A 21,465-nucleotide genomic window follows, 5' to 3' on the forward strand; every position below is an offset into this window, starting at 1 on the left:
GACTATTGACAGAGAAATAGTTCCTCGCTCAGCTGCTTCGCAGCAAGCTCTCCGAATCTGAACCTCTTATAGATGAAGGCGAAGCACTGAAGCTTCCCCCTAGGTAGACCACAGGAGCGCGCAATGTGCTCCTTCAGGACGGGGACTTCATCGGACCGATCCCTACCTAAGACGGACGGCCCTCAGCAGACCGTCGCGGTAACCAGCGGGGTACGGCAGGGATGCACCACCGCCGCTGGTCGACGCGACATCCCCCAGAGCGCTGCCCTGCAGGGTCGACCGTCCATACGCACATTCAACTAAGCCTGGCACACCCCACTGTGGGCGATCCCTTCTGTCGCCCTCGGCAGTCATGCGGGCATCTGCCTTCTTCCATTACAGGTCTCCGTCCCCGGGGGAGGCCCTACCCTGCCCAAGGATTCCATGACTACTCCCCTCAAGTTCTACCCCGATGCACCGCGCGCCCATGTCTATGCAGCCAAGAGCTGCTCGGTCCTCGGCTGCGAGCGTCAGCCACGCAGCTTCCACTCCATGTGCTCGATGCACGCACTCCGTCTTCGTCGCCAACGCTGTCCTGTTTCGGTCTGGCCAACACGGCAGGTCTTCAACGAATGGAGGGCAGTAGCCAGGTGGGGGTTGAACGAGCGAGGTCTTATTGATGCCCCCGCCACCAGGGCGTGCGCTGCATGGCTTGAACGGGTAGCCAAGGAGACCTCCGGCGCGCCTCCGAAGCTGCAGTACCACCTAGATCGGCTGTCGATGGCAGACGTCCGGGGGGAAGATCTTCTCGAAAGAACTCTCGCCGTCTACCTACTGCGGTGGCATGCATTCGAAGGCTCGAAGATGTATGGCGAAGCGACCTTCCGTGCTTACCTCGGCAACGTGTTCGTTCGCACGGCTCGTCTCGAGAAAAAGACACCTGACTGGATCACGGGAAAGTCGCGTGGCGTCCATCGCCCAAGCGGGACCACGCTCGAGGAACTAGGTGCTGCGATCAACGCCAAGGCAGGCCCAGTGTTGCTGACAATCGCGAATCGAATCCGGGAGCTTCAGCTTGAAGCCCTCGCGGACGAGCGCGAGCTGACCCAAATACTTCGGGAACACCCATTGCCATGACGCGGCTGCGCGCGCCAGGCAGTCGATAGCCCGGAATCGCGATGCAGCTGCGCTGGAGATTTGTCGCGAGCTACGGGCCGGGATGCGGAGCTGGTGCCGTGCCGGGATCGGCGCCGTCCGCATTCGAAGTCCGGGGGTTCCCAGCTGCATCCGTAGAGGGCTTGCAGCCCGTCACTCCGAGGCGTAGAAGATTGAGAGCGAGCAGTAGAGATTGTCTCGCAGCCGGCGAATCGCCGGAATCCACAAAAGGCAGTAGGCCGACCATCACGCTGTCCTCTCGGTCTATCCACGCCGTGGCGTCTACGGAGTAGGCGCACCTCGACGAACCCCAACCGTTTGCTGCGGACGTGCCGTCCCCAGTTGATCGACGTTCGCGTTTGCTTAGCACTCCCCCAAGTTTCCGATTCGGACGATTGCGCACGTGGATTTCGCCACGTGGTCGGGGGTTGCTGCGCCCAGATTTTTCAGATGGCTCCGAATATCTCCCTGAAGGACACGATGATGGACAAGCTGCTCAGAGCGGTTCTCGATGCTCATGGCGACCTTGAAGAGTGGGTCGCGCTCAAAAAGATCACGGCCGAGTTGTCCTTGGGTGGTCCCTTCTGGGCAGCCAGAGGTTGGCCCGATGTCTACTCCAACCAAACCGTCATGCTCGACCCGCACCATCAACACATCAGGTTCACCCCATTCACTGCCGCCGGCCAGACATCGGTGCTGGACGTAGAGCCGGAGCGTGTAGCACTAACGGCCAGTGATGGCGGAATCATCGAGGAACGTCTGCTCCCCCGCGGCTCCTTCCCGTTGCCATTCGACCCCATGACAACTCCGTGGGATGCCGTCCAGGTAGCCTACTTCACCAGTGCTGCAGTCTGGAACTACCTGACAGCGCCGTTCGTCTTCGCCCGACCTGGCGTTAGCGCCCGGGAGATTGACCCGTGGACAGAGGGCAAGGAAACCTGGCGGCGCCTGGCAGTGACGTTTCCGGAATCGAATGCCAACCACAACCCCGAACAGGTCTTCTACTTTGACGATGCGTTCATGCAGAGGCGCATGGACTATTCACCAGACGTCACCGGCAACCCCCCGGTCGCGCACTACAGCGACGACCACAAGACTTTCGACGGCTTCGTCTTTCCCACTCGTAGGCGTGTCTACCTGCACGATGCGAAAGGCGTTGCGGACCAGAGTTTTGCGCCTATCACCATGGACGTGAAGTCCGTCGTGCTCGAACGGACCTGAACCACGGAGTACGGAATGAACACTTTGACCAAAGCAGCCCTCGCGGGAACCGCGGCCGGGCTCCTGATCGTGGCAAATGCGTTCGCACAGAACCCAACCTCGCTAGTGGTGCCTATAGAGAATGAAGCTGCAGTCAAGCTGATTGTGGGGCAGCCCCTTCCAGGCCCTCTCGCCACCGGCGTCGCCTACATCCCATACCGCGTAGAAAATCTGCGAATCCTTCCAGTCGGCGGACCGCATTCGAAGGTCGTCTCGCCCCGCATAGGCCACCTGCATATCACCGTCGACGACCTCCCGTGGGCGTGGGCCGACTACGGCCAGAGCGACACAATCATTCTGGTCAACTTGCCGCGCGGAGAACACAAAGTGCTTATCGAGGCGGTCGATCCAGAAGGTGGCCTCCTAACCTCGCAGACCGTGAAGTTCATTTCGCCGGGTAAGCCGGCCGGACGCTGACCTCAAAGGATCACCATGAATCGCAAGACCAAAATCTGGATGGCGACAGCCGCTGCTGCACTCATTGTCATTACCGGCGCGGCTGTAGGCGCGCAAGATAAGTACGCTCTCGTATCACCTAGCGGAGTCGCGTTCGCCGACTTCAAGGGTTACGAAGACTGGGCCGTGGTCTCTTCTGCCAAGACCGATGTGCTGAAAGTGATCGTTGCGAACCCGATCATGATCAAGGCATACAAGTCCGGCATACCAGGCAATGGTCAGCCCTTCCCCGATGGCGCCAAGATCGCGAAGCTTCAGTGGAAGCCAAAGAAGAGCACCGACGCCCCGTTTGATGTGGATGTCCCCGACGTCTTCACGCAAGCCTTCCTCATGGAAAAGGACAGCAAACGGTTCCCGAAGAGCGGAGGGTGGGGGTATGCGCTCTTCAACTACACCGCCGCCACGGACACGATGACTGTCGATCCAACGGGCGTTTCAGACTGCGGTCATGCATGTCACGTAAAGGTGGCAGACAAGAACTACATATTCCACCCGTATCAGAAGCGCTGATTCCGGCGACAAACGCGCTAACCGCCACTCTGCGCCGCGGGCGCACGCGTCGTTACAACTCGAGCCACAATAGGACCACTCATGGGAACGCCCATTCCAGCAGGCCAAGGTCAGCCTCGCCGGCACGTACGTCGTGTTGCTTCGGCGCTGCTTATGGCAGTTATGACAGGTGCATCGATGCTCGCGGACGCCCAAAGTGGAGTCGATCAATCGCTGAGTAGGCATTCGGGATCGCCCCCTTTGGCGTTGAAGCAGGTGGATGCGGGCGTGTTGAGCGTCGGCTTCGTGGATGCCGGTCCCGCTAGTGGCCCGGTCGTGATTCTGCTTCACGGCTGGCCCTACGACATCAACAGCTACGCGGAGGTCATCCCGTTGCTGGTGGAAGAAGGCTATCGTGTGATCGTGCCTCACGGGCGCGGCTACGGAACGACACGCTTTCTTTCTGCCGACACGCCACGCAATGGTCAACCCGTGGCGTTGGCGTCAGATGTGATCGCGTTGATGGACGCCCTCAACATCAAGAAGGCGACGCTCGCCGGTTACGACTGGGGCGCGCGCTCCGCAGGCATCGTGGCGGTGCTTTGGCCCGAACGAGTCAAGGCCCTCGTTTCAGTAAGCGGATATCTGATCGGGAGCCAAGAGGCCGCTAAGGCGCCGCTCCCACCGAAAGCGGAGCTGCAGTGGTGGTACCAATACTACTTCGCCACTGCGCGCGGGCAGGCGGGATATGAAAAGTATCGCCACGATTTCGCCAAGTTGATCTGGCAACTGGCGTCGCCGAAGTGGGCGTTCGACGACGCCACCTTCGACCGTAGCGCCGTATCCCTAGAGAACCCCGATCACGTCGCGATCGTGGTGCACAACTATCGCTGGCGCCTGGGATTGGCGCAAGGCGAGGCCAAGTACGACGTGTATGAACAACGGCTGGCCCAGTTCCCCCCGATCACCGTCCCCACGGTCACCTTGGAAGGCGACGCCAATGGTGCGCCGCATCCGCTTCCAGAAACCTATGCGAAGCGTTTTACCGGCAAGTACGTGCATCGCCTCCTCACGGGCGGGATTGGCCACAACCCGCCGCAAGAAGACCCGAGGGCGTTCGCACAAGCAATAGTCGATGCAGATCGCCTGTAATGGACATATCCGAACCGCCCGTCCGTCCAGAAGCGGTCGGTTCGGTTCAATACGTAGGCGCCCATGGCGGTAGGTCCATCGGATGCGGCCGGCCGCTCCAGCGCCCCCTCCGCATGCTCGCGACCTCGGCGATGCACTGACGCCGTACGCATGTTGCGCCTCCAGCAAAGTGACCTAACTTCACTCCCGGCTAGTGACCTAACTACCCTGCACGCGACACGTGCAAGCCATTGATTTGGCTGTTGTTTATCTGGCAAATAGATCCGTGCGTCCGAGTCCCACTTCCGGCATGCCCGCAAGTCGTTGATACAAAAAATACAAACGACGACTTCTGCGCCAACAATCCCCAGAGTGTGCCCACCGTAGCGGATATCCACCCCGCTGCGAGTTTCTACTTGGCCACGACTGGAAGGCAGTTCCACTCCGCCGCGCCCACAACTGCTCAAGCGGTTCGCGAGGGTTGGTCCATTGCAGCGGCTCGATATGCAGATTGCACGTAGCCCCATGGCGTTTCCTTGCCGATGAATGGGGAGGAGTCTGAGCAGTTTCTGAAGATCAGTCGGTGCAAAACGGCCGGATTATTAAAGTCTCGTGCAGACTGATGCCGGAACTCACTGGTTGCCACATCTTCACATTCCATCTACGTATTCCAACGTCAACTGCAGACGCGCCATGACTCCGGTGAGAAGGCGCTATGTTTCCGACACCCCAGAGAAGGAGGATTGGTATGTTTGTGACCAAGCAACATATAGCGATTGCGCGTACGGTCGGCGTGGCGCTCGTCGCCACCCTGGGCCTTGCCGCCTGCGCCACCTATGACGACGACTTTGCGCGAGTCAACTCACGCCTCGATCAACTCGACACGAAGGTGCAGAGCGCGGCCCAGAGCGCCGAATCTGCCAATCAGTCCGCGCAGCAGGCCAACCAACGGCTGGATCAATTGGAAGGCCGCGTCCAGCAGCTCGAAACGAAGCCGGGCCGCCCGCCGCGCGGTTAGTCGCTCTTGCACCATTCGCGACGAACGGCCTGAACCGGGACCCGGTGGCCTTTGCTGGCCACCGGTCTCCTAATCCTCACCAATCTTCATTCCAAGGAATCGCCCCATCCGTACGTGCAAACATCCTGCGAACCGTGCCATTCATTGCGCGCTGGCGCTGGCGCTGGCGTTCGCAAGCTTCGGCGCGGCCAGCGCAGAGGAAGTCGCCGCGCAACCGACCGCCGAAGTCGACCAGCTTCCACCAGGCCAAGAAGTGTCCAGCTCGGTGATCGAGCTCGCGGGCTGGGTTGTCGCAGCCAAGGACAGCGTAGGCTATCCATTCGCGGTCATCGACAAGGCCGCCGCACAGATACTGGTGTTCGGTGGCGACGGCCGGCTTCGCGGCGCGGCACCCGGGCTCTTTGGTTCGGCGATCGGCGACCATACGGCCCCCGGCGTCGCCGGTCTCGCCCTTCGCGAGATTCCGGGCCGGGATCGCACGACACCTGCTGGTCGCTTTGTGGGCGGTTTCGGTCCGTCAATCGACGCCGGGCGCGTGCTGTGGGTGGACTACGATTCCGCGGTCTCCATCCACCCCACCGCTACTGGCGTCCCGGCCGAGAAACGCGTCGAACGCCTCGAATCGCCTTCGCCGGACGACAATCGCATCACTCATGGCTGCATCAACGTCTCGCCCGCGTTTTACGAGCAGGTCATCCGTCCGACGTTCGCCCGAGGCGGGGTGTTCTACATCTTGCCGGATGAAGCGCCGATAGAGGAGACCTTCCCGGAGTTCGCGCAAAGCCGCGGGACTACGCAACGCAACGAGGGAACACACGCAACGCCAGCTCCTCATTGAAGGGCGCGCCGGTGCCAGCACCGCATAACCAGTAGCCGCCCCTGTCACCGCCGCCACGCGTCCGGGCGTATATTCCGGCGACGGTCACAGCGACAGGGGGCCATCGGCCATGTGCTACTCCGCCCAGATCTGGGCCGACTACCGCAAGTTCGCCAAGGTCTTTGGCGCCACGATCAGCATCCAGGATTTCGTCCGCCTGTACTGGGAGCGCGGCCAGAGCGGAAAGCAGAAAATCCCCAAGGCGATGGACGCTGCGTTCGCCGAGCCGCTCACCGACCTGCAGCACGAGATCAAGGAACTCATCAACGAGTTCGACCGCGACCAGACCGGCCGCTTCGAGCAGGAGCTGTTCAAGCAGCGCAAGCGCCTGTTCGATGCCGAACGCATCCTGCTCGACAAGACCACCAGGAAGGCGCTCGAAGACAAGCGCATTGCCACCGACAAGATCGAGTGGATACGCGGCAAGCTGGCCGACCTGCACCGCAGTGCGCTGGCCGCAGATGATTCGCGCATCTTCCCCGGTCACTACGCGCCGGTCATGGTCTGGGAGAACGGCGCGCTCGTGATCAAGCCGATGCGCTACCAGTGCCGGCCGCAGGGCAAGCCGGCCAACTTCGACCAGCGATTCCCGGGCACCTACAACGCGAGACGCGACAACCTCGAAGGGTTCTGGAAGGACCTGTTCGGTTTCTCCCATGGCATCGTCGTGGTCAACGCGTTCTACGAGAACGTCAGCCGCCACGCCGTCGAGCACCGCGAGCTGAAACCTGGCGAGACGGACGAGAACGTCGTCCTGGAGTTCCGCCCTGAGCCGGAGCAGGACATGCTGGTGGCCTGCCTGTGGTCGAAGTGGACTGGATCGCACGGGGCCCAGTTGCTGTCGTTTGCCGCCATCACCGACGAGCCGCCCGCCGAGATCGCCGCGGTCGGCCACGACCGCTGCATCATCCCGATCAAGCCGCGCAACATCGACGCTTGGCTCAACCCGGACCCGAACGACCTCGCGGCGATGTACGCGATCCTGGAAGACCGGGAGCGCCCCTACTACGAGCATCGGCTGGCGGCTTGATCGCCCGCGAGGTCCTTTGACTTCGGCGCGTTGCGACAACGCCCACGACGAACGGGAGGGCGGCCAGAGGCTTTGGCAGTGCCCGCTGACGTTGTCTTAACAAGCGCATTGGCATCGTTACCGGAATGGGCGCCCGCCCCGTCACCAGCCGACCACCACATCAGGGGAATCGATGACGACCGCGGACTCCTTCATGCCGCTGCAGGCCGAGGTCCCCTCGACCAAGCAACGGCTCTTCGTACGCTATTACAGCGCGATCCTGATCGACCTGGTGGTGTTGAACCTCTTCAACGAGTTCTCGGAGAAGGTCCACATCGAGTCGTTCACCGTGTCGCTGATGGTGGCACTGGTCCTGCAGATCCTGTTGAAACTGACAATCGCCCTGGAGCACTACGTCGCGGCGTATTTCAAGGCACGGCCCGGCGGCTTCATGACGTTCATGCGCTGGTTCTCGGCATGGCTGATCCTGTTCGGTTCGAAGTTCGTGATCCTCGAGGCGATCTCGTTCGCGTTCGGGACCGACGTTCGCTTCGATGGGCGCTGGCACGGCCTGATCGTGCTGATCGTCGTGATCGTCGTGATGCTGGTGGCTGAAGAAGTGGTCGTCAGGATCTACCGGCGCCTGAACTGAGTAGCGCCGAAGCAACGGACAACCGGGGACGGAAGGATCCATTCCCACACAACCGCAGGCGTCCGACTCCACGCGGGAGTCCGGTCGACGTCAAGGAGGATTTCCACGTGAACACAGTCCCGGTCAATACCGTCCCGTCGAACGTCGACCAGCAGACGCTGCGCAAGATCTTCACCAGCGATCTGACAGAGACGCTGATCAAGGTCGGCCTCATCGCGTTCCTGGCGTACGTGTGCGTGCGCATCTTCGCGCCGTTCGCCAACCTGGTGATGCTGGGCGTGATCCTTGCCATCTCCATCTACCCCCTGTACCTGTGGCTGGTGCGCAAGCTGGGCGGCAAGCGTGGCTTGTCGGCGACGGTACTGGTGCTGGCCCTGCTGTTGCTGCTGGGCGTACCGCTGGTAATCCTGGGCAGTTCCTTCGCCACCCAGATCAGCGATGTCCACCAGCAATTCGAGAAGGGCACGTTCGCGATACCGGCGCCGGACCCGAAGGTCGCCGAATGGCCGGTCATAGGCGAACGCCTGCACACGGCGTGGAGCGAAGCAGCGAGCAACCTGCCCGCCTACCTGCAGAAGAACGCCGAGATCATCCGCGGCTATTCGCGCAAGGCGCTGGCTGTGGCGGCCGGTGCGGCCGGCGCGGTCCTGCTGTTCCTGGCCGCGATAGCCGTCGCCGGCATCATGATGGTCTACGCCGAGGGCGGCAGCCGCGTCACCGAGCGCATCCTCGCGCGCCTGACCACGCCCGAGCGGGGCGCGAGTCTGCTCCACCTGAGCGTGGCGACCGTGCGCTCGGTGGCCACCGGCGTGGTTGGCGTGGCCTTCATCCAGGCGCTGCTGCTGGGCATGGGCTTCCTGCTGGCCGGCATCCCGGCGGCCGGCGTGTTTGCCGCCATCACCATGCTGCTGGGAATCCTGCAGCTGCCGGCGCTGATCATCTCGCTGCCTGCCATCGGTTACCTGTGGTGGGCCGACACGGGTTCGTCCAATACGATGAAGATCATCTTCACGATCTACTTCCTGATCGCCGGCATGGCCGACAACGTGCTCAAGCCGTTGCTGCTGGGCCGTGGCGTGGATGCACCGATGCTGGTCATCCTGATCGGCGCGATCGGCGGCATGGTCACTGGCGGCATCATCGGCCTGTTTGTCGGCGCGGTGCTGCTGGCAGTGGCCTACACGTTGTTCATGGAGTGGGTCGATTCGCGCAGGCCGGAAGCGGTGGTGCCGGTAACGGCCGCCGACCCTGCCCCCAGGGAAGTCGCCGATTAGCCGCGGCCACGCACGCACGGACAGGCGGGGCACCATGGGCAAGCGCGCAGCACGATGCCTGGGCAGCACCGCCGTCCTTGCATCGGCGCTGTTCCTGGTCGCCTGCACGACCCTCGGGCCCGACTACGAGGAGCCCGACGTCGCCTGGCTCAACGACTGGCAAACCGATCTGTATGGCCAGGTGGCCGGCCCCGAAGAGGAGCGCGAGGTCGACCTGCAGTTCTGGTGGCACGCCTTCAATGATCCCGTGCTCAACTCGCTGATCGACACCGCGCGCAGGAACAACCTCTCGCTACGCATCGCCGGCCTGCGCATCATGGAAAGCCGCGCGGTGCTCGGTATCGCCAGCAGCAACATGTACCCGCAGCTGCAGCAGCTCAAAGGCTCGGCCGCGTACATCGACAACCGCAGCAGCGGTGGCTCCGGGCCTGACATCCACGACAACTACGGCGCGTACAGCGCCGGCTTCGACCTGGCATGGGAGCTGGACTTCTGGGGACGGTTCCGACGCGGCATCGAGTCGGCCGAAGCCGGCTTCTTCGCCTCGGTCACCAACCAGCAGGACGTGCAGGTGCTGTTGAGCGCGCAGGTCGCCGACCTCTACTACGCCTATCGCACCACCGTGCTCAGGATCGACATCGCGCGCAAGAACACGGCGATCCAGAAGCGCAGCCTGGAGATCACCCAGCAGTTGTTCAGCAGCGGCCAGGAATCGGAACTCGACCTGCAACAGGCCAAGGCCCAGTACCTGGGCACGCTGGCGACCATCCCCGACCTGGAAGGTCAACTGGTCAGGCTCCGCAATGCGATTGCCGCCGTGCTCGGCCGCAAGCCGGGCGACGTGCCGGAGCTGGATTCGGTCGTGCGTCCGCTGCCGATCGTCAACGGCGCGGTGCTGCACGAGTTGCCCGCGACGCTGCTGCTGCGCCGGCGCGACCTGCGCACGGCGGCCTGGCAGGTCGCGGCGCAGTCGGCGCAGATCGGCATCGCCAAGGCCGATTACTTCCCGGCCATCACCCTGCTTGGCAGCGTCGGCTGGTCGACCACCTCGCTGGGCGGCAGCCCGACGGTGCGCAGCATTGCCGCTGGCCCCGCCATCAGCTGGAACATCCTCGACTACGGCCGCATCCGCAGCAACGTGCGGCTGCAGGACGTGCGGCTGCAACAGACGATCGAGCTGTTCCAGAACACGGCGCTGCTGGCGGCGCGCGAGATCGACGATGCCGCCATCACCGTGGTCAAGACCGCCGAGCAGAAGGCGCCGCTGGGTGGCGCGGCGCGCGCGTCGGAACGCTCGCTGGACCTGGCCAACACGCAGTACCAGGAAGGCTATGCCGATTTCGAACGCGTCCTCGACGCGCAGCGCGTGATGTTCACCCAGACCGAGCGCGAGCTTCTCAACGACAGCGCCCACATCAGCGCCGTGATCACGCTGTACAAGGCTGCCGGCGGCGGCTGGACCGAGATGTCGCCTGAGCAAGTGCTGCCCGAGGCCACGCGCGAAACCATGAAGAACAGGACCAACTGGGGCGGCCTGCTCGAAGCGCCCCTCCCTGCCAGCCCCGATGGGCAGGCCAGCGACAGCGACACCGGGAAACCGAAATGAGCGCAGGCAACGACGACAAGACCGCGAGCGGCGCCACGCCGCCAGGTGGCGACAAGGCCGCACAGGAACAGGCCGGGAAAACCGTGCGCAAGGGCGGACGCTGGGTGGCGGCCGCCATCGTGCTCACGCTGTTGCTGTACCTGTTCGCCGACCGCTTCACGCCCTATACCTCGCAGGCGCGCATCGAGGGCTACATCGTGGGTGTCGCGCCGAAGGTGGCCGGCGAAGTGACCAAGGTCGCCGTCGCCAACAACCAGACCGTGAAGTACGGGCAGACGCTGTTCGAGATCGACCAGTCGCAGTACCGCATCGCGCTGGCCAAGGCGCGCTCGGACCTGGAGAACGCGCGCAAGCAGGTCGGCGCCGGCGGCGCCGCGGTCGATGCCGCACGCGCCAACCTCGACGCCGCACGCGCGAACGAACTCAAGGCACGGCAGGACGCGACGCGGCTGCGGCGCTTGCGCGAAGCCGATCCGGGCACGATCTCCCTGCGCCGGCAGGAAATGGCCGACGCCAGCCTCGAGCAGGCCAAGGCCATGGTCGTGGCCGCGCAGGCGGATATCCGCCGCGCCATCGAATCGATGGGCGGCGACGACCTCGACAAGAACACCCTGCTCGCCACGGCCCTGACGGCCGTCGACAAGGCAGAGCTCGACATGCGCAACACCGTGGTCCAGGCCTCCACCGACGGCGTCATCACCGACCTGCGCACCGAAGTGGGGCAATTTGCCGGCACCGGCAGCCCGGTGCTGACCCTGGTTGGCGTGCGCGATATCTGGGTCAACGCCGAGTACACCGAGAACAACCTCGGCCACATGAAGGCCGGCACACCGGTCGACATCGTCTTCGACGTGTTCCCCGGCCGCGTCTTCAAGGGCAAGGTGCGCAGCGTCGGCCTGGGCGTCAGCGCCGGGCGCACGCCCAATGCCGGCGACCTGCCGTCGATCGACAACGACCGCGACTGGCTGCGGCAGTCGCAACGCTTCCCGGTGTTCATCAGCATCGACCCTGGCGAGGATCCGGAGGATCGCGCCAGGTTGCGCATCGGCGGGCAGGCGTCGGTGATCGCCTACGGTGAAGGCGCGGGCATCCTCAAGCTGCTCGGCAAGATCTACATCCGCGTCGCCAGCTGGCTGACCTATGCGTACTGACCGGAGCTGACGGAGTGATCGCGCCTGCCGCCAGGCGTACCTTCCGGCTCGCCTCAGTGGTGGCGCTGTCGGTCGCGTTCGCCTACGGCCTGGCCATGCCGTTGCCGTTCATGGCGCCGCTGTTCGCGGTGATCCTGACCGCGACGCCGGGCCCGCCACCGGGGCCCAAGGGCCTGCTCGGGCTGCTGGCCCTGGTCGGCATCACCCTTGGCATCGGCCTGGTGCTCAATCCGCTGCTGCGCAACTACCCCACCTCGGCCGTGCTGATCATCGCCGCCGGCCTCTACATGAGCACCTACCTCAGCGTCGGCAAGGGCAAGGGCCTGGTCGGCACGCTGCTGTCGGTCGGCCTGACCATGATCCCGGCGGCGGGCCTGATGGACTACGCGCTTGCCAGCGCGGTGGTGAACTCGCTGATGATCGGCATCGCCGTGGCCGTCGCCTGCCAATGGCTGGTGCAGCCGCTGTTTCCCGAGCCCAGGCCTGCCGGCCCCAAGCCGCAGCCGCCGACGGCCGATCCCGAGCGCGCGGCCTGGCTCGCGCTGCGCACCGTGCTGATCGTGCTGCCGCCGGTCATGCTGGCCTTCACCAATCCCGGCATGTACATGCCGACGATCATGAAGTCGGTGATGCTGGCCCAGCAGGGCTCCACCGTCAGCGCGCGCGCGGCCGGACGCGAGCTGATTGGCTCCACGTTCCTGGCCGGTGTCTACGCGCTCGCGTTCTGGTTCGCACTGAAGCTGCTGCCGAACCTGTGGATGTTCTGCCTGTGGATGCTGCTGTTCGGCATCCATATCGGTAGCCGGCTGTATGGCGTAGTCGCCAATCGCCACCCGCCGTCGTACTGGGTCAACGTGTTCGTGACGATGCTGATCCTGGTCGGCCCCGCCGTCCAGGACAGCACCGGCGACGATGTCTACGGCGAGTTCATCGTGCGCTTCTCGCTGTTCGTGCTGGTCACGCTGTACGCCTGGGGCGCGATCCTGGCGCTGGACTGGATGCGCACGTCGCGCGCGCAGCGCAGGCCGCAACCGCAGGCGTTGAACCCGTCCGCCTAGTCCCGCGTCGAGATCACTCCGGTGCGTCGCGCAACCGCCGCAGCCTCGCTGCGTGAGCGCACGTCGAGTTTGCGCAGGATCGCCGAGATGTGGTGGTCCACGGTCTTCTCCGAGCGCACCAGTCGCCGGGCGATGTCGGCATTGCTCAGGCCATCGGCGAGCAGGCTGAGGATCTGCAGTTCGCGCGCGGTGAGGCCGGCCGGGTTGGCGCTGGTGGTCGCGCGCGGGCCACGCGACAAGCCGCGCACGCCGGCATCGCGCAGGTGATCGCGACAGCGCTTGACCGCGACACTGGCGCCGAGGGCTTCGAACAGCGCCAAGGCCTCGCGCATCGCACCCTCGTCGCCCTCCAGCAGCGCCAGCGCCTGCTCGTAGGGGCACCCCAGTTGCTCCCAGGTGGCGGCCGCCTCTTTCCAGTCGCCGCCGATCTGCAATGCGTACGCGGGCTCGGTGCCGCCGGCACCGCCACCGGCGATGCCCAGGCGCAGGCACCAGTAACGCAACTCGCCGAGCGAGCGCTCATCGCCGCGCTGCTCGGCCATGTCATGGGCCTGCACGATGAACCCGGCGACGCCGCCGACCTCGCCGCGCAGCCAGGCATCTTCCGCGTGCGCGGCGGCAACCGGCGCCAGGCGCTGCAGTTCGCCGGACTGCAGCGCCAATGCCGTCGCTTCGTCCAGCAGTTCGCCCGCGCCAGGATCGCCGCGACGCAGACGCAGCCGCGCCAGCACCGCCAGCGCGCAGATCCGGGTGATCGGGGCGACGCCGTGCGCCCTGACCAGGCTTGAGGCTTCGGACGCGGCGGCGTCCCAGTGGCCGCGCTCGAAATCGAGCCGGGCCTGCCACGCCCGGATGTAGTTCGACCACGAGTCCAGGTCGCGCGCGGCAAAGAAGCGGGTGGCCGCGTCGATCTGCTGCCCGGCCAGGGCATAGTCGCGCAACTTCACCGCGGTGCTGATGAAGTTGGCGTGGCAGCGGGCGACGTGCTCTTCGTAGTTGTTGTCCAGGGATATCTGCAGGCTGCGTTCGATCATCGCCCGGCCGTCGGCGTCGCCGTCGGCGTAGCGGGCGGTGCCGACGTTGTTGAGGGCGTGCGCGAGCACTTCGTTGCTGCCGATCCGCGTCGCCAGCTCGATCGCGCGCAACCCCCACTCGACCGATTCGCCGGTGTGCCCGGACAGCATGTAAAGCTGCGAGCGGTTGCTCAGCGCCCAGGCGTACGCTTCGTCGTCCGGCAGGTCCTGCAGCAGTTGCACGGCCTCGTTGGCATACTCCTCCGCCTCCTGTTTGCGTCCGCCGAACCAGTTCAGCCGCGACAACCAGCGCAACGTGAGCCCTTCCTGGCGGACGTCGCCGATCTCGCGCCAGATCGCCAGCGCCTCCTGCCGTCGCGCGATGGCCTCTTCGTTCTTGTCGATGAGGTAGCACTGGTACGACAGGTCCCCGAGCAGGCGCGCCCGCGTGACCGGCTCCAGTGCCGCCGCGTGCTTGAGCGCCGTGCCATACAGCGCGGCTGCCTCGCGGTGCGCACCATGGGCCGCCGCCTCGTTGCCGGCATGCAGCGCGTACTTGAGCACCGCGTCGGCATCGCCTGCGCCGGATGCGTGGTGCACCAGGCGCGACATCGCCACGCCGCGGTCGCGTTGTTCCAGGTGCGCCAGCACCTTTGCGTGCAGGGCCGCGGCCATCGGCGCCGACAGCGCCTGTTCGATCGCGATCCGCGCCAGTTCGTGGCGAAAGGCGTAGGCGTGGCCAGCTGCCGTCAGCAGACCCGACGCCAGTGCCGCCGACACGTCCTCGGGCGCGGGCGCCAGTACCGCTTCGACGACAGCGACCTCGATGCGCGCCGGAACGATCGCGGCGAGGTCGAGCAGCGCACGTACCGCAGGCGGCTGGCGTGCGGCACGCGCCAGCACCGCATCGCGCACGCTCACCGGCAGGCCTTCGGCGCGCAATGCTTCGGTGACGAAGAACGGATTTCCGCCGGTGGTGGCGTAGATGCCGTCGGCGGCGTGGCTCGACTGCCGCGCCAGCTCCGCCACGCCCGCTTCCGACAACGGCAACAGCGGCACCCGCACCACCGCGTCCGCGGGCAGGTCGCCGAGCACGAGTTTCAGCGGATGGCGGTCGCCCAGTTCGTCGTCGCGATAGCTCAGCACGAGCAGCGCGCGCACGCGCTGGATGCGACGGGCGAGGAACTTGACCAGGTCGAGCGTCGCCGCATCGGCCCAGTGCAGGTCTTCGAGCACGACGATGGTGGGATCGCTGGATTCCTGCAGTTCGGACAGGAAGCAGCTGAACAGTTCCGGGCGGCGCCCTTCCAGACCCAGCAGCGCCTGCAGCCTGGACCCCATCGCGCTGGCCATGTCGTACAGCGGCCCGAGCGGGCGCGGTGAAAACAAGGCTTCGCAGCCGCCCCACAACACGCGTCCGGCGGCATGGCCTGCGACCAGTTGCGTAAGCAGCGAGGTCTTGCCGATGCCGGCTTCGCCGCACACCAGCGCGGTACGACCGGCACCCTGCCCGGCGACCTGCAGTGCGCCTTGCAGCTGCTGCAACGCATGGTTCCGTTCGATCAACTCCACCTGGGGGCTCCGGGGGGGCGCGGCCCGATTATCCCCTCAGAAGTAGAAGAACGGCGACAGGTCGCAGATCTCGATGATGCTGGCCACCGGCAGGCCGTTGCGCCGGGCCGCCTGCCGGATCGCCTCCGGCGACGGCGCGTCGTAGATGCAGAACGTGCGGCGGCGGTCTGCGCTCACGTAGGAGTGCAGCCAGCTCACGCCGCTGTCACCGTTGATGCTGGCTATCCGCGCGCAATCCCGGACGCCCTCCTCGCTCATCGGGATGGCGAGGTCGGCGGCGAACGCGCGTTCGATCAGGTAACGGGGCATGACCGGACTCCTGGCGATGGCTGGACGGACTCAGACGAATCCAAAGCGGCTGGGCATCCAGTCGCTGGTGTAGTGGCGCTCGCTCGCGTAGCCGGAGCTGTTGCCGTAACCGACGCCGAAATCGCGCTGGCGATGGACGTGGTGGATGGCCCCGGCCGGAACCGCAGCGTCGTGCCACTCGTGCAGGCGCGACGTGGCACGGGCAGCGGTGGCGCGCGCGTTCAGCGGCGCGAACAGACCGGTGGAGGCGACGAATTCGATCAGGAAGCTGGACATGGCGTGATCCTCGGGGTGCGCGGTGGTGCTTGCCGCTTCTGCGCAGCCCGAGATCCGGACTGCGATGCCAGCGTAGGCAATGCCCCCCTCGGCAACATCGGGAACGCTCCCCAGATTGCGCCCGCCCCCTCCCCATATTCGGCGCTCACACGGTCACGACGGGCCCCATGGCATGGATGTTGCCGCCGGAGACGTCGCAGCCTGCGAGACCGTCGCACCCCACTCTTCCGGCCGGCCCAAGGGGAGCATTGCCATGACGATTGACACGTTCCACGCCTATGACGATGCAGGAAACCGCTACACCATCCATGTGCGGCGTACTTTCATCGACACGCGCGGCGCCGATGGACTCGGACGCCGCGTCGAAAGCCTGCGCTCGTACCATCTCAACGATGGCGGGCCGGTTGACCGGCTCGACGACGACACGTTCGCCATCGTCGATTCCGGGATCGGCTTACGGTTGACGCGAAGCGCTGCGTAGCGAAGCGCTCGCCTTGGGCACCGCCAGGATCCTGGCGGTGCCGTAGGGCGCATTGTTGAATGCGCCGGTCCTGATCCAGTCGTTGACGATACGGAAATAACCATCGGCATACCGCGTGGAAGTGCGGCTGCCGTCGGTCGCGGTCTCAAACTCGATGATGCCGTGATCGGTGGCCGGGAACTCGACGACGCTGACCGCACGGCCGTCATGCGCCAGCTGGAGCAGGCGTTCGCGCGTCTGCTTCGGCGGTGCTTCCAGATCCTCGCCTGCCAGCACCCAGAGCAACGGCACGCGCAGATTGCGCAGCGTTGGCATCGGGTCGTATTCCCAACTGGTTTCCTGCTCCAGCACCGGTGCCAGCGCGGCCGCCTTGTCGCGCGTGAGCGTGACCACCAGCCCGGTGAACTCGCCCTTCATCGCCGGCCACCACGGCTGCGCGCCGTACTTGCCGCGCACCGCATCCAGCTGGTCCCAACCGCGTGTACCGCGCGAGGCGACAATGGCGCCGGTGACGTCGGTCACCTCGCGCGCCTTGCCCAGGACGTCATCGCCGTATCCAGCATTGCGCAGGTCCAGCGTCACCTGGTCGCGGTCCTCGGCCAGCGGGCTGTCGGCCAGGCCAAAACGCACGACGACGAAATCCGGATCGCTGCCACTGGCCGCCAGTGGCGCAACCCAGCCGCCCTGGCTGCCGCCGTCGTAGCCGATGCGCTTCACGCGCTTACCGGCCAGGCGCCGCGCTTCCTTCAGCGCCGCGCGCGCATCGTCGGCCAGCAGGTGGAAGTTCTGGGTGTAGGTGCCGGTCGATTCGCCGGTGCCGCGCTTGTCGTAGACGAACACGCCGATGCCGTCGGCCGGGTACAGATACTGCGTGTACAAGCCCTGCACGGCCGAGTTGCTTTCGGAACCGTGTACTTCGATGGCGATGGGGACGGGCTGGTCGCCGCGCGGCAGCACCAGGCGGCCGCGCAACTTCACGCCGTTGCCTTCGAATGTCGTTTCGGTGATGTCGAACTGCTGGCGCTGGCCGGGGTGGCCATTGAAGGTGATGCGGCCTTCATTGCAGTTGCCGAACGCAACCTTGATGCCGTCGGATCGGCCGGTCCAGCCCAGGCTGCTGTTCCACTGCCCGCTGGCGTCGGCCTTGAGCAGGCCGCTGCGGCCGTCGAGCGCGCGCCAACGCAGGTCTGGCGAATCGCTGATCGCCGCGATGACGACGGTGTGGCCATCATCGAGCGCATAGGCGCCGGCGTGGCATCGGGCATCGCCGTCAGCAGCAATGGCGACGCCGGTGGATCCGACGCAGATCAACAACAACGATGCGGCTGCCTTCATATCGGGTTCCTGTCAGGGGGACGCCACGATCCGGTCGGGATTCTCGCGGCTTGCATCGTTGGATGCAGTGACAGGCCGATCCGTTGAAACCGGTTACGTTTCGCCGGTGGGCCGCGGCGGGCTCACATCAGCAGGGTGCCAAAGACCACCCGGGCGCGGTCGTCGTAGATGCGCAGCCACAGCGCCTGGCTCATGGTCTCGGCGCAGCGCTTGGCCTGGGGCAACACCGCCGCCAGCGCCGCTTCGGCACTGGAGTAGTCGACCGCAGCTTCTGCGATCTGCTGGGCGAGGATGCTGCCATCCTGTCGCGATAGTTCGACTCGGTACATGGGTCACCTCCCGGCGGTTGGAGCGGACAGTTGGGAGCGGGCGGTTGGGAGCCGGCGGTTGGGAGCCGGCGGTTGGGAGCCGGCGGTTGGGAGCGGGCGGCCGTCCTGCGCAGTGGACGGTTCCTGTGTCATCGTCGTAGGGTCCGCCCAGCGGTGCCAAAACGCAGTCGGCCGGCATCGTCTTCTTGTGTAGGACTTTCCCTACAGCGCCCTGCTCCGCAGCACCGCCCCGAGCCGCCCACCTTGATGAATCCGTCCCCCGAGTTGCCGTCATGTGCCTGATCGCCGTCGCCTGGCGCGCTCACCCCCGCTATCGACTGGCACTGATCGCCAACCGCGATGAGGCGCATGACCGCGCGGCGGCCCCGGCCGGGCTCGACCCCGCCGACCCGGACCTCTACGGCGGCCGCGACCTGCGCGCTGGCGGCAGCTGGCTGATGGTGTCCAGGCGCGGGCGCATGGCGGCCGTGACCAATGTGCGCGCCGGCCTCGCCGAGGGCGCGATGCCGCGCTCGCGCGGTGCACTGGTGCGGGGATTCGTCTCGGCAAGCGATCGCAGCGGGCATTTCCTCTCCGGCCTCGCCGGGGACGCGGCTGAATACGGCCGCTTCAACCTCCTGGCCTGGGACGGCAGCACGCTCGGCTTCGCCAGCAACCACCCTGGCTTTGAACAGCACGACGTGACGCCGGGCCTGCACGCCATGTCCAACGGCGCCTTCGACGCGCGCTGGCCCAAGAGCGGCCACGCCGTGGCGGCGCTCGACGCCTGGCTGCAGTCGCCGCTGTCGCAGGCCACCGACGATGCCGCGCTGGCGCCGCTGTTCGAGGCGCTGGCCGACACCACCCCGGCACCCGATCAGGCCCTGCCAGACACCGGGGTCGGCCTGGAGCTGGAACGCCGGCTGTCACCACCGTTCGTGCGCGGACCCAACTACGGCACGCGCTGCAGCAGCGTGGCCCTGGTCGACGACACCGGCATCACCTTCGTCGAGCAGAGCTTCGGCCCGGACGGGGTCCGCCTCGGCCGGACGCGGGGACGCCTGGACTTCGAGTGAGGCCGGCCGCCGGCACTGGTGCGGCGGCAGGAACGCACTAGTGCACCCGGCGCGCTATCCCCGGCCGGGCCGCGCGCCTACCATGGCGACATTGACCCTCGGCTCCCCCTGTCATGGACACCCTGCTGCACCTGATCACCGTCTACGGCCTGCTGGTCGTATTCGTCAGCGTGTTCCTGGATCAGGGTGGCATACCGGTTCCGGCCTATCCGCCGATCATCCTGACCGCGGCCCTGGCGGTGGATCGCGGCGACAGCGTGTGGCCGATCGTGGTGGTCGCCTCGGTGGCCGCGGTGATGGCCGACTGGCTGTGGTTCATCGGCGGTCGACGCCTGGGCGCGAAACTGCTGCGGCTGATGTGCCGGTTGTCGTTGTCGCCCGACTCGTGCGTGCTGATGACCCGCGGCGTCTACTCGCGCTGGGGTGCGCCGTCGTTGATCGTGGCCAAGTTCATTCCGGGATTCGCCGCCGTCGCCACCACGCTGGCCGGCGAAACCGGAACGCGAACCGGCCGCTTCCTGCTGTACGACGGCATCGGCGCTCTGCTCTGGTCCGGGCTTGCCGTGGCGCTGGGCGCGATATTCCATGAGGCAGTGAACAGCGTGCTCGAACGCCTGGAAGACCTGGGCCGGTTCGCGCTGCCGGCCATCGCCATCCTGATCGTGGCATTCGTCGGCTGGAAGCTGTGGCGGCGGCAGATGTTCCTGCGCCAGCTGCGCATGGCGCGGATCACGCCACTCGAGCTGCGCCAGCTGATCGACCAGGGCGCCTCGCCGCTGATCCTCGACGTACGCCCGGAACCCCTGCGCAATGCGTCGGGCTGGATCCCGGGCGCGATCTTCGTGCGCACGCTCGGTGAGGCCGCGCTGACGCCACGCGACGAGGTGGTCGTGTATTGCGACTGCCCCAACGAGGCGTCGGCGGCGGTACTGGCGCGCGAACTCAACAAGCACGGCTTCAAGCGCGTGCGGCCGCTGGCCGGTGGCTTCGAAGGCTGGCGCAACGAAGGCAACCAGGTGGCGTTCGAGTAAGCCGCTTTCGAAGGGATCGAACATGTTGTCTCCGGATGAATTGGCCTTGCTGGAAGCCATCCGCGACAGCGGCAGCCTGTCGCGTGCGGCCGCGCGCCTGGGCAAGGCGCCGTCAACCGTTTCGCACGCCGCGCGCCAGCTCGAGGAGCGCTTCGATGCCCTGCTCTTCGATCGCCGCCGCTACCGCCTGCAGCTCACGCCCGCCGGGCAGTTGCTGGCGCATGAAGCCGCGCGCCTGATGCTCGACGTGTCGCGACTGACGCGACGCGTGAAACAGGTCGCGGGCGGTTGGGAAGACCGGTTGTGGATCGTGACCGACGAGATCCTCGAATTCGAGACGCTGCTGCCGGTGATCCGCAGCTTCGACAAGCTGCAGTCCGGCGTGACCGTGCGCATCACCCACGAGGTGCTCGGCGGCACCTGGGACGCATTGCGCGATGGCCGCGCGGATCTGGTCGTTGGCGCGACCAACGAACCGCCGGTGATCCCCGGTTTGCGCTGGTTCGAACTGGGCGTCATGGAGTGGGTGTTCGCGGTGTCGCCACGGCACCCGCTGGCCAGGGCGCGCGAGCCGTTGTCGCGCGAGACGGTGCTCGAACACCGCTCGGTCGTGGTCGCCGACACGTCGCGCCGGGTGGATGCGCGCGGCTACGGCCTGCTCGGCGGACAGTCATCGCTGGCGGTGCCGAGCATGCGCGCCAAGATCCAGGCGCAGCACGAAGGCCTCGGCGTGGGGTGGTTGCCGCGGCAGCGCATCGCCGGCCTGCTCAAGCGCGGCGAACTGGTGGAAAGGAAGACCGACGACCCGCGCGAACCGAACACGTTGTACGTCGCCTGGCGCGGCGATCACCAGGGTCGTGCACTGGAGTGGTGGCTGGAGCAGTTCAGGCAGGAGCGGCTGGCGCGCAGGCTCGTGCAGGGCATCGATACCGTGCTCTGAGGGTGCTCT

At 65.9% G+C, this 21,465-nt stretch carries 22 protein-coding genes; 17 read left to right on the forward strand and 5 right to left on the reverse strand.

The window, feature by feature from the left end; all coding sequences use genetic code 11:
• Positions 1-423: 423 nt before the first annotated feature.
• From AB4Y64_RS01570 to AB4Y64_RS01630, 13 genes are all read left to right on the forward strand, one after another.
• Complete coding sequence (locus tag AB4Y64_RS01570) at positions 424-1,116, forward strand: hypothetical protein (RefSeq protein ID WP_441814702.1); 693 nt, start codon at positions 424-426, stop codon at positions 1,114-1,116.
• A 501-nt stretch (positions 1,117-1,617) separates the two neighbouring features.
• Complete coding sequence (locus AB4Y64_RS01575; RefSeq protein ID WP_441814703.1) at positions 1,618-2,355, forward strand: hypothetical protein; 738 nt, start codon at positions 1,618-1,620, stop codon at positions 2,353-2,355.
• 15 nt (positions 2,356-2,370) lie between these two features.
• A complete protein-coding gene (locus AB4Y64_RS01580; RefSeq protein ID WP_441814704.1) occupies positions 2,371-2,811 on the forward strand; it encodes a DUF6130 family protein in 441 nt (146 codons plus the stop codon).
• A gap of 15 nt (positions 2,812-2,826) precedes the next feature.
• On the forward strand, positions 2,827-3,360 hold the full coding sequence (locus AB4Y64_RS01585) for a cytochrome P460 family protein (RefSeq protein WP_441814705.1): 534 nt from the start codon (positions 2,827-2,829) through the stop codon (positions 3,358-3,360).
• A gap of 153 nt (positions 3,361-3,513) precedes the next feature.
• On the forward strand, positions 3,514-4,491 hold the full coding sequence (locus AB4Y64_RS01590; protein ID WP_441814706.1) for an alpha/beta fold hydrolase: 978 nt from the start codon (positions 3,514-3,516) through the stop codon (positions 4,489-4,491).
• A gap of 727 nt (positions 4,492-5,218) precedes the next feature.
• On the forward strand, positions 5,219-5,488 hold the full coding sequence (locus tag AB4Y64_RS01595; protein ID WP_441814707.1) for a hypothetical protein: 270 nt from the start codon (positions 5,219-5,221) through the stop codon (positions 5,486-5,488).
• A gap of 157 nt (positions 5,489-5,645) precedes the next feature.
• Positions 5,646-6,326 (forward strand): hypothetical protein, encoded by a 681-nt coding sequence (locus tag AB4Y64_RS01600; RefSeq protein ID WP_441815205.1) that lies wholly within the window; start codon positions 5,646-5,648, stop codon positions 6,324-6,326.
• Positions 6,327-6,435: 109 nt separating this feature from the next.
• Entirely contained in the window at positions 6,436-7,395 is a 960-nt protein-coding gene (locus tag AB4Y64_RS01605) for an SOS response-associated peptidase family protein (RefSeq protein ID WP_441814708.1), read from the forward strand.
• A gap of 172 nt (positions 7,396-7,567) precedes the next feature.
• Positions 7,568-8,026 carry a hypothetical protein gene (locus AB4Y64_RS01610; RefSeq protein WP_441814709.1) on the forward strand — a complete coding sequence of 153 codons (459 nt, stop codon included), beginning with the start codon at positions 7,568-7,570 and terminating at the stop codon, positions 8,024-8,026.
• Positions 8,027-8,133: 107 nt separating this feature from the next.
• Positions 8,134-9,300, forward strand: coding sequence for an AI-2E family transporter (locus AB4Y64_RS01615; protein WP_441814710.1), 1,167 nt, complete (start codon positions 8,134-8,136; stop codon positions 9,298-9,300).
• Between the two features lie 34 nt (positions 9,301-9,334).
• A complete protein-coding gene (locus tag AB4Y64_RS01620) occupies positions 9,335-10,906 on the forward strand; it encodes an efflux transporter outer membrane subunit (RefSeq protein WP_441814711.1) in 1,572 nt (523 codons plus the stop codon).
• Entirely contained in the window at positions 10,903-12,057 is a 1,155-nt protein-coding gene (locus AB4Y64_RS01625) for an HlyD family secretion protein (RefSeq protein WP_441814712.1), read from the forward strand. Before AB4Y64_RS01620 ends, AB4Y64_RS01625 begins: the two co-directional genes overlap by 4 nt.
• A 14-nt stretch (positions 12,058-12,071) precedes the next feature.
• Positions 12,072-13,115, forward strand: a complete 1,044-nt coding sequence (locus AB4Y64_RS01630) for a DUF2955 domain-containing protein (protein WP_441814713.1) — start codon at positions 12,072-12,074, stop codon at positions 13,113-13,115.
• On the opposite strand, the gene AB4Y64_RS01635 is transcribed toward AB4Y64_RS01630, so the two are convergent.
• The 3 genes from AB4Y64_RS01635 to AB4Y64_RS01645 are packed head-to-tail and all read right to left on the reverse strand — an operon-like array spanning position 13,112 to position 16,285.
• Positions 13,112-15,700, reverse strand: a complete 2,589-nt coding sequence (locus AB4Y64_RS01635) for an ATP-binding protein (protein WP_441814714.1) — start codon at positions 15,698-15,700, stop codon at positions 13,112-13,114. The two genes, AB4Y64_RS01630 and AB4Y64_RS01635, sit on opposite strands and share 4 nt — an antisense overlap.
• 36 nt (positions 15,701-15,736) lie before the next feature.
• Positions 15,737-16,009, reverse strand: a complete 273-nt coding sequence (locus AB4Y64_RS01640) for a DUF4242 domain-containing protein (protein WP_441814715.1) — start codon at positions 16,007-16,009, stop codon at positions 15,737-15,739.
• 30 nt (positions 16,010-16,039) lie between these two features.
• Positions 16,040-16,285 carry a hypothetical protein gene (locus tag AB4Y64_RS01645; RefSeq protein ID WP_441814716.1) on the reverse strand — a complete coding sequence of 82 codons (246 nt, stop codon included), beginning with the start codon at positions 16,283-16,285 and terminating at the stop codon, positions 16,040-16,042.
• A 253-nt stretch (positions 16,286-16,538) separates the two neighbouring features.
• On the opposite strand from AB4Y64_RS01645, the gene AB4Y64_RS01650 reads away from it, so the two are divergent.
• Positions 16,539-16,766 carry a hypothetical protein gene (locus AB4Y64_RS01650; protein WP_441814717.1) on the forward strand — a complete coding sequence of 76 codons (228 nt, stop codon included), beginning with the start codon at positions 16,539-16,541 and terminating at the stop codon, positions 16,764-16,766.
• Here AB4Y64_RS01650 and AB4Y64_RS01655 read toward each other — a convergent pair.
• Both AB4Y64_RS01655 and AB4Y64_RS01660 read right to left on the reverse strand, forming a co-directional pair.
• Positions 16,740-18,101 (reverse strand): alpha/beta hydrolase family protein, encoded by a 1,362-nt coding sequence (locus tag AB4Y64_RS01655; RefSeq protein WP_441814718.1) that lies wholly within the window; start codon positions 18,099-18,101, stop codon positions 16,740-16,742. The two genes, AB4Y64_RS01650 and AB4Y64_RS01655, sit on opposite strands and share 27 nt — an antisense overlap.
• A gap of 122 nt (positions 18,102-18,223) precedes the next feature.
• A complete protein-coding gene (locus AB4Y64_RS01660) occupies positions 18,224-18,430 on the reverse strand; it encodes a hypothetical protein (protein ID WP_441814719.1) in 207 nt (68 codons plus the stop codon).
• A gap of 272 nt (positions 18,431-18,702) precedes the next feature.
• Here AB4Y64_RS01660 and AB4Y64_RS01665 point away from each other — a divergent pair, with 272 nt between their 5' ends.
• The 3 genes from AB4Y64_RS01665 to AB4Y64_RS01675 all read left to right on the forward strand — a co-directional run bounded on the left by AB4Y64_RS01665 (position 18,703) and on the right by AB4Y64_RS01675 (position 21,456).
• Positions 18,703-19,485, forward strand: coding sequence for an NRDE family protein (locus tag AB4Y64_RS01665; RefSeq protein WP_441814720.1), 783 nt, complete (start codon positions 18,703-18,705; stop codon positions 19,483-19,485).
• Positions 19,486-19,598: 113 nt separating this feature from the next.
• Positions 19,599-20,516: a DedA family protein/thiosulfate sulfurtransferase GlpE gene (locus AB4Y64_RS01670; protein ID WP_441814721.1), complete on the forward strand. Its 918-nt coding sequence runs from the start codon at positions 19,599-19,601 to the stop codon at positions 20,514-20,516.
• 22 nt (positions 20,517-20,538) lie between these two features.
• Positions 20,539-21,456, forward strand: a complete 918-nt coding sequence (locus AB4Y64_RS01675; protein WP_441814722.1) for a LysR family transcriptional regulator — start codon at positions 20,539-20,541, stop codon at positions 21,454-21,456.
• Positions 21,457-21,465: the final 9 nt, after the last annotated feature.

It is taken from the genome of Lysobacter sp. TAF61 (assembly GCF_052113485.1).
Classification (GTDB): Bacteria; Pseudomonadota; Gammaproteobacteria; order Xanthomonadales; family Xanthomonadaceae; genus Lysobacter_J.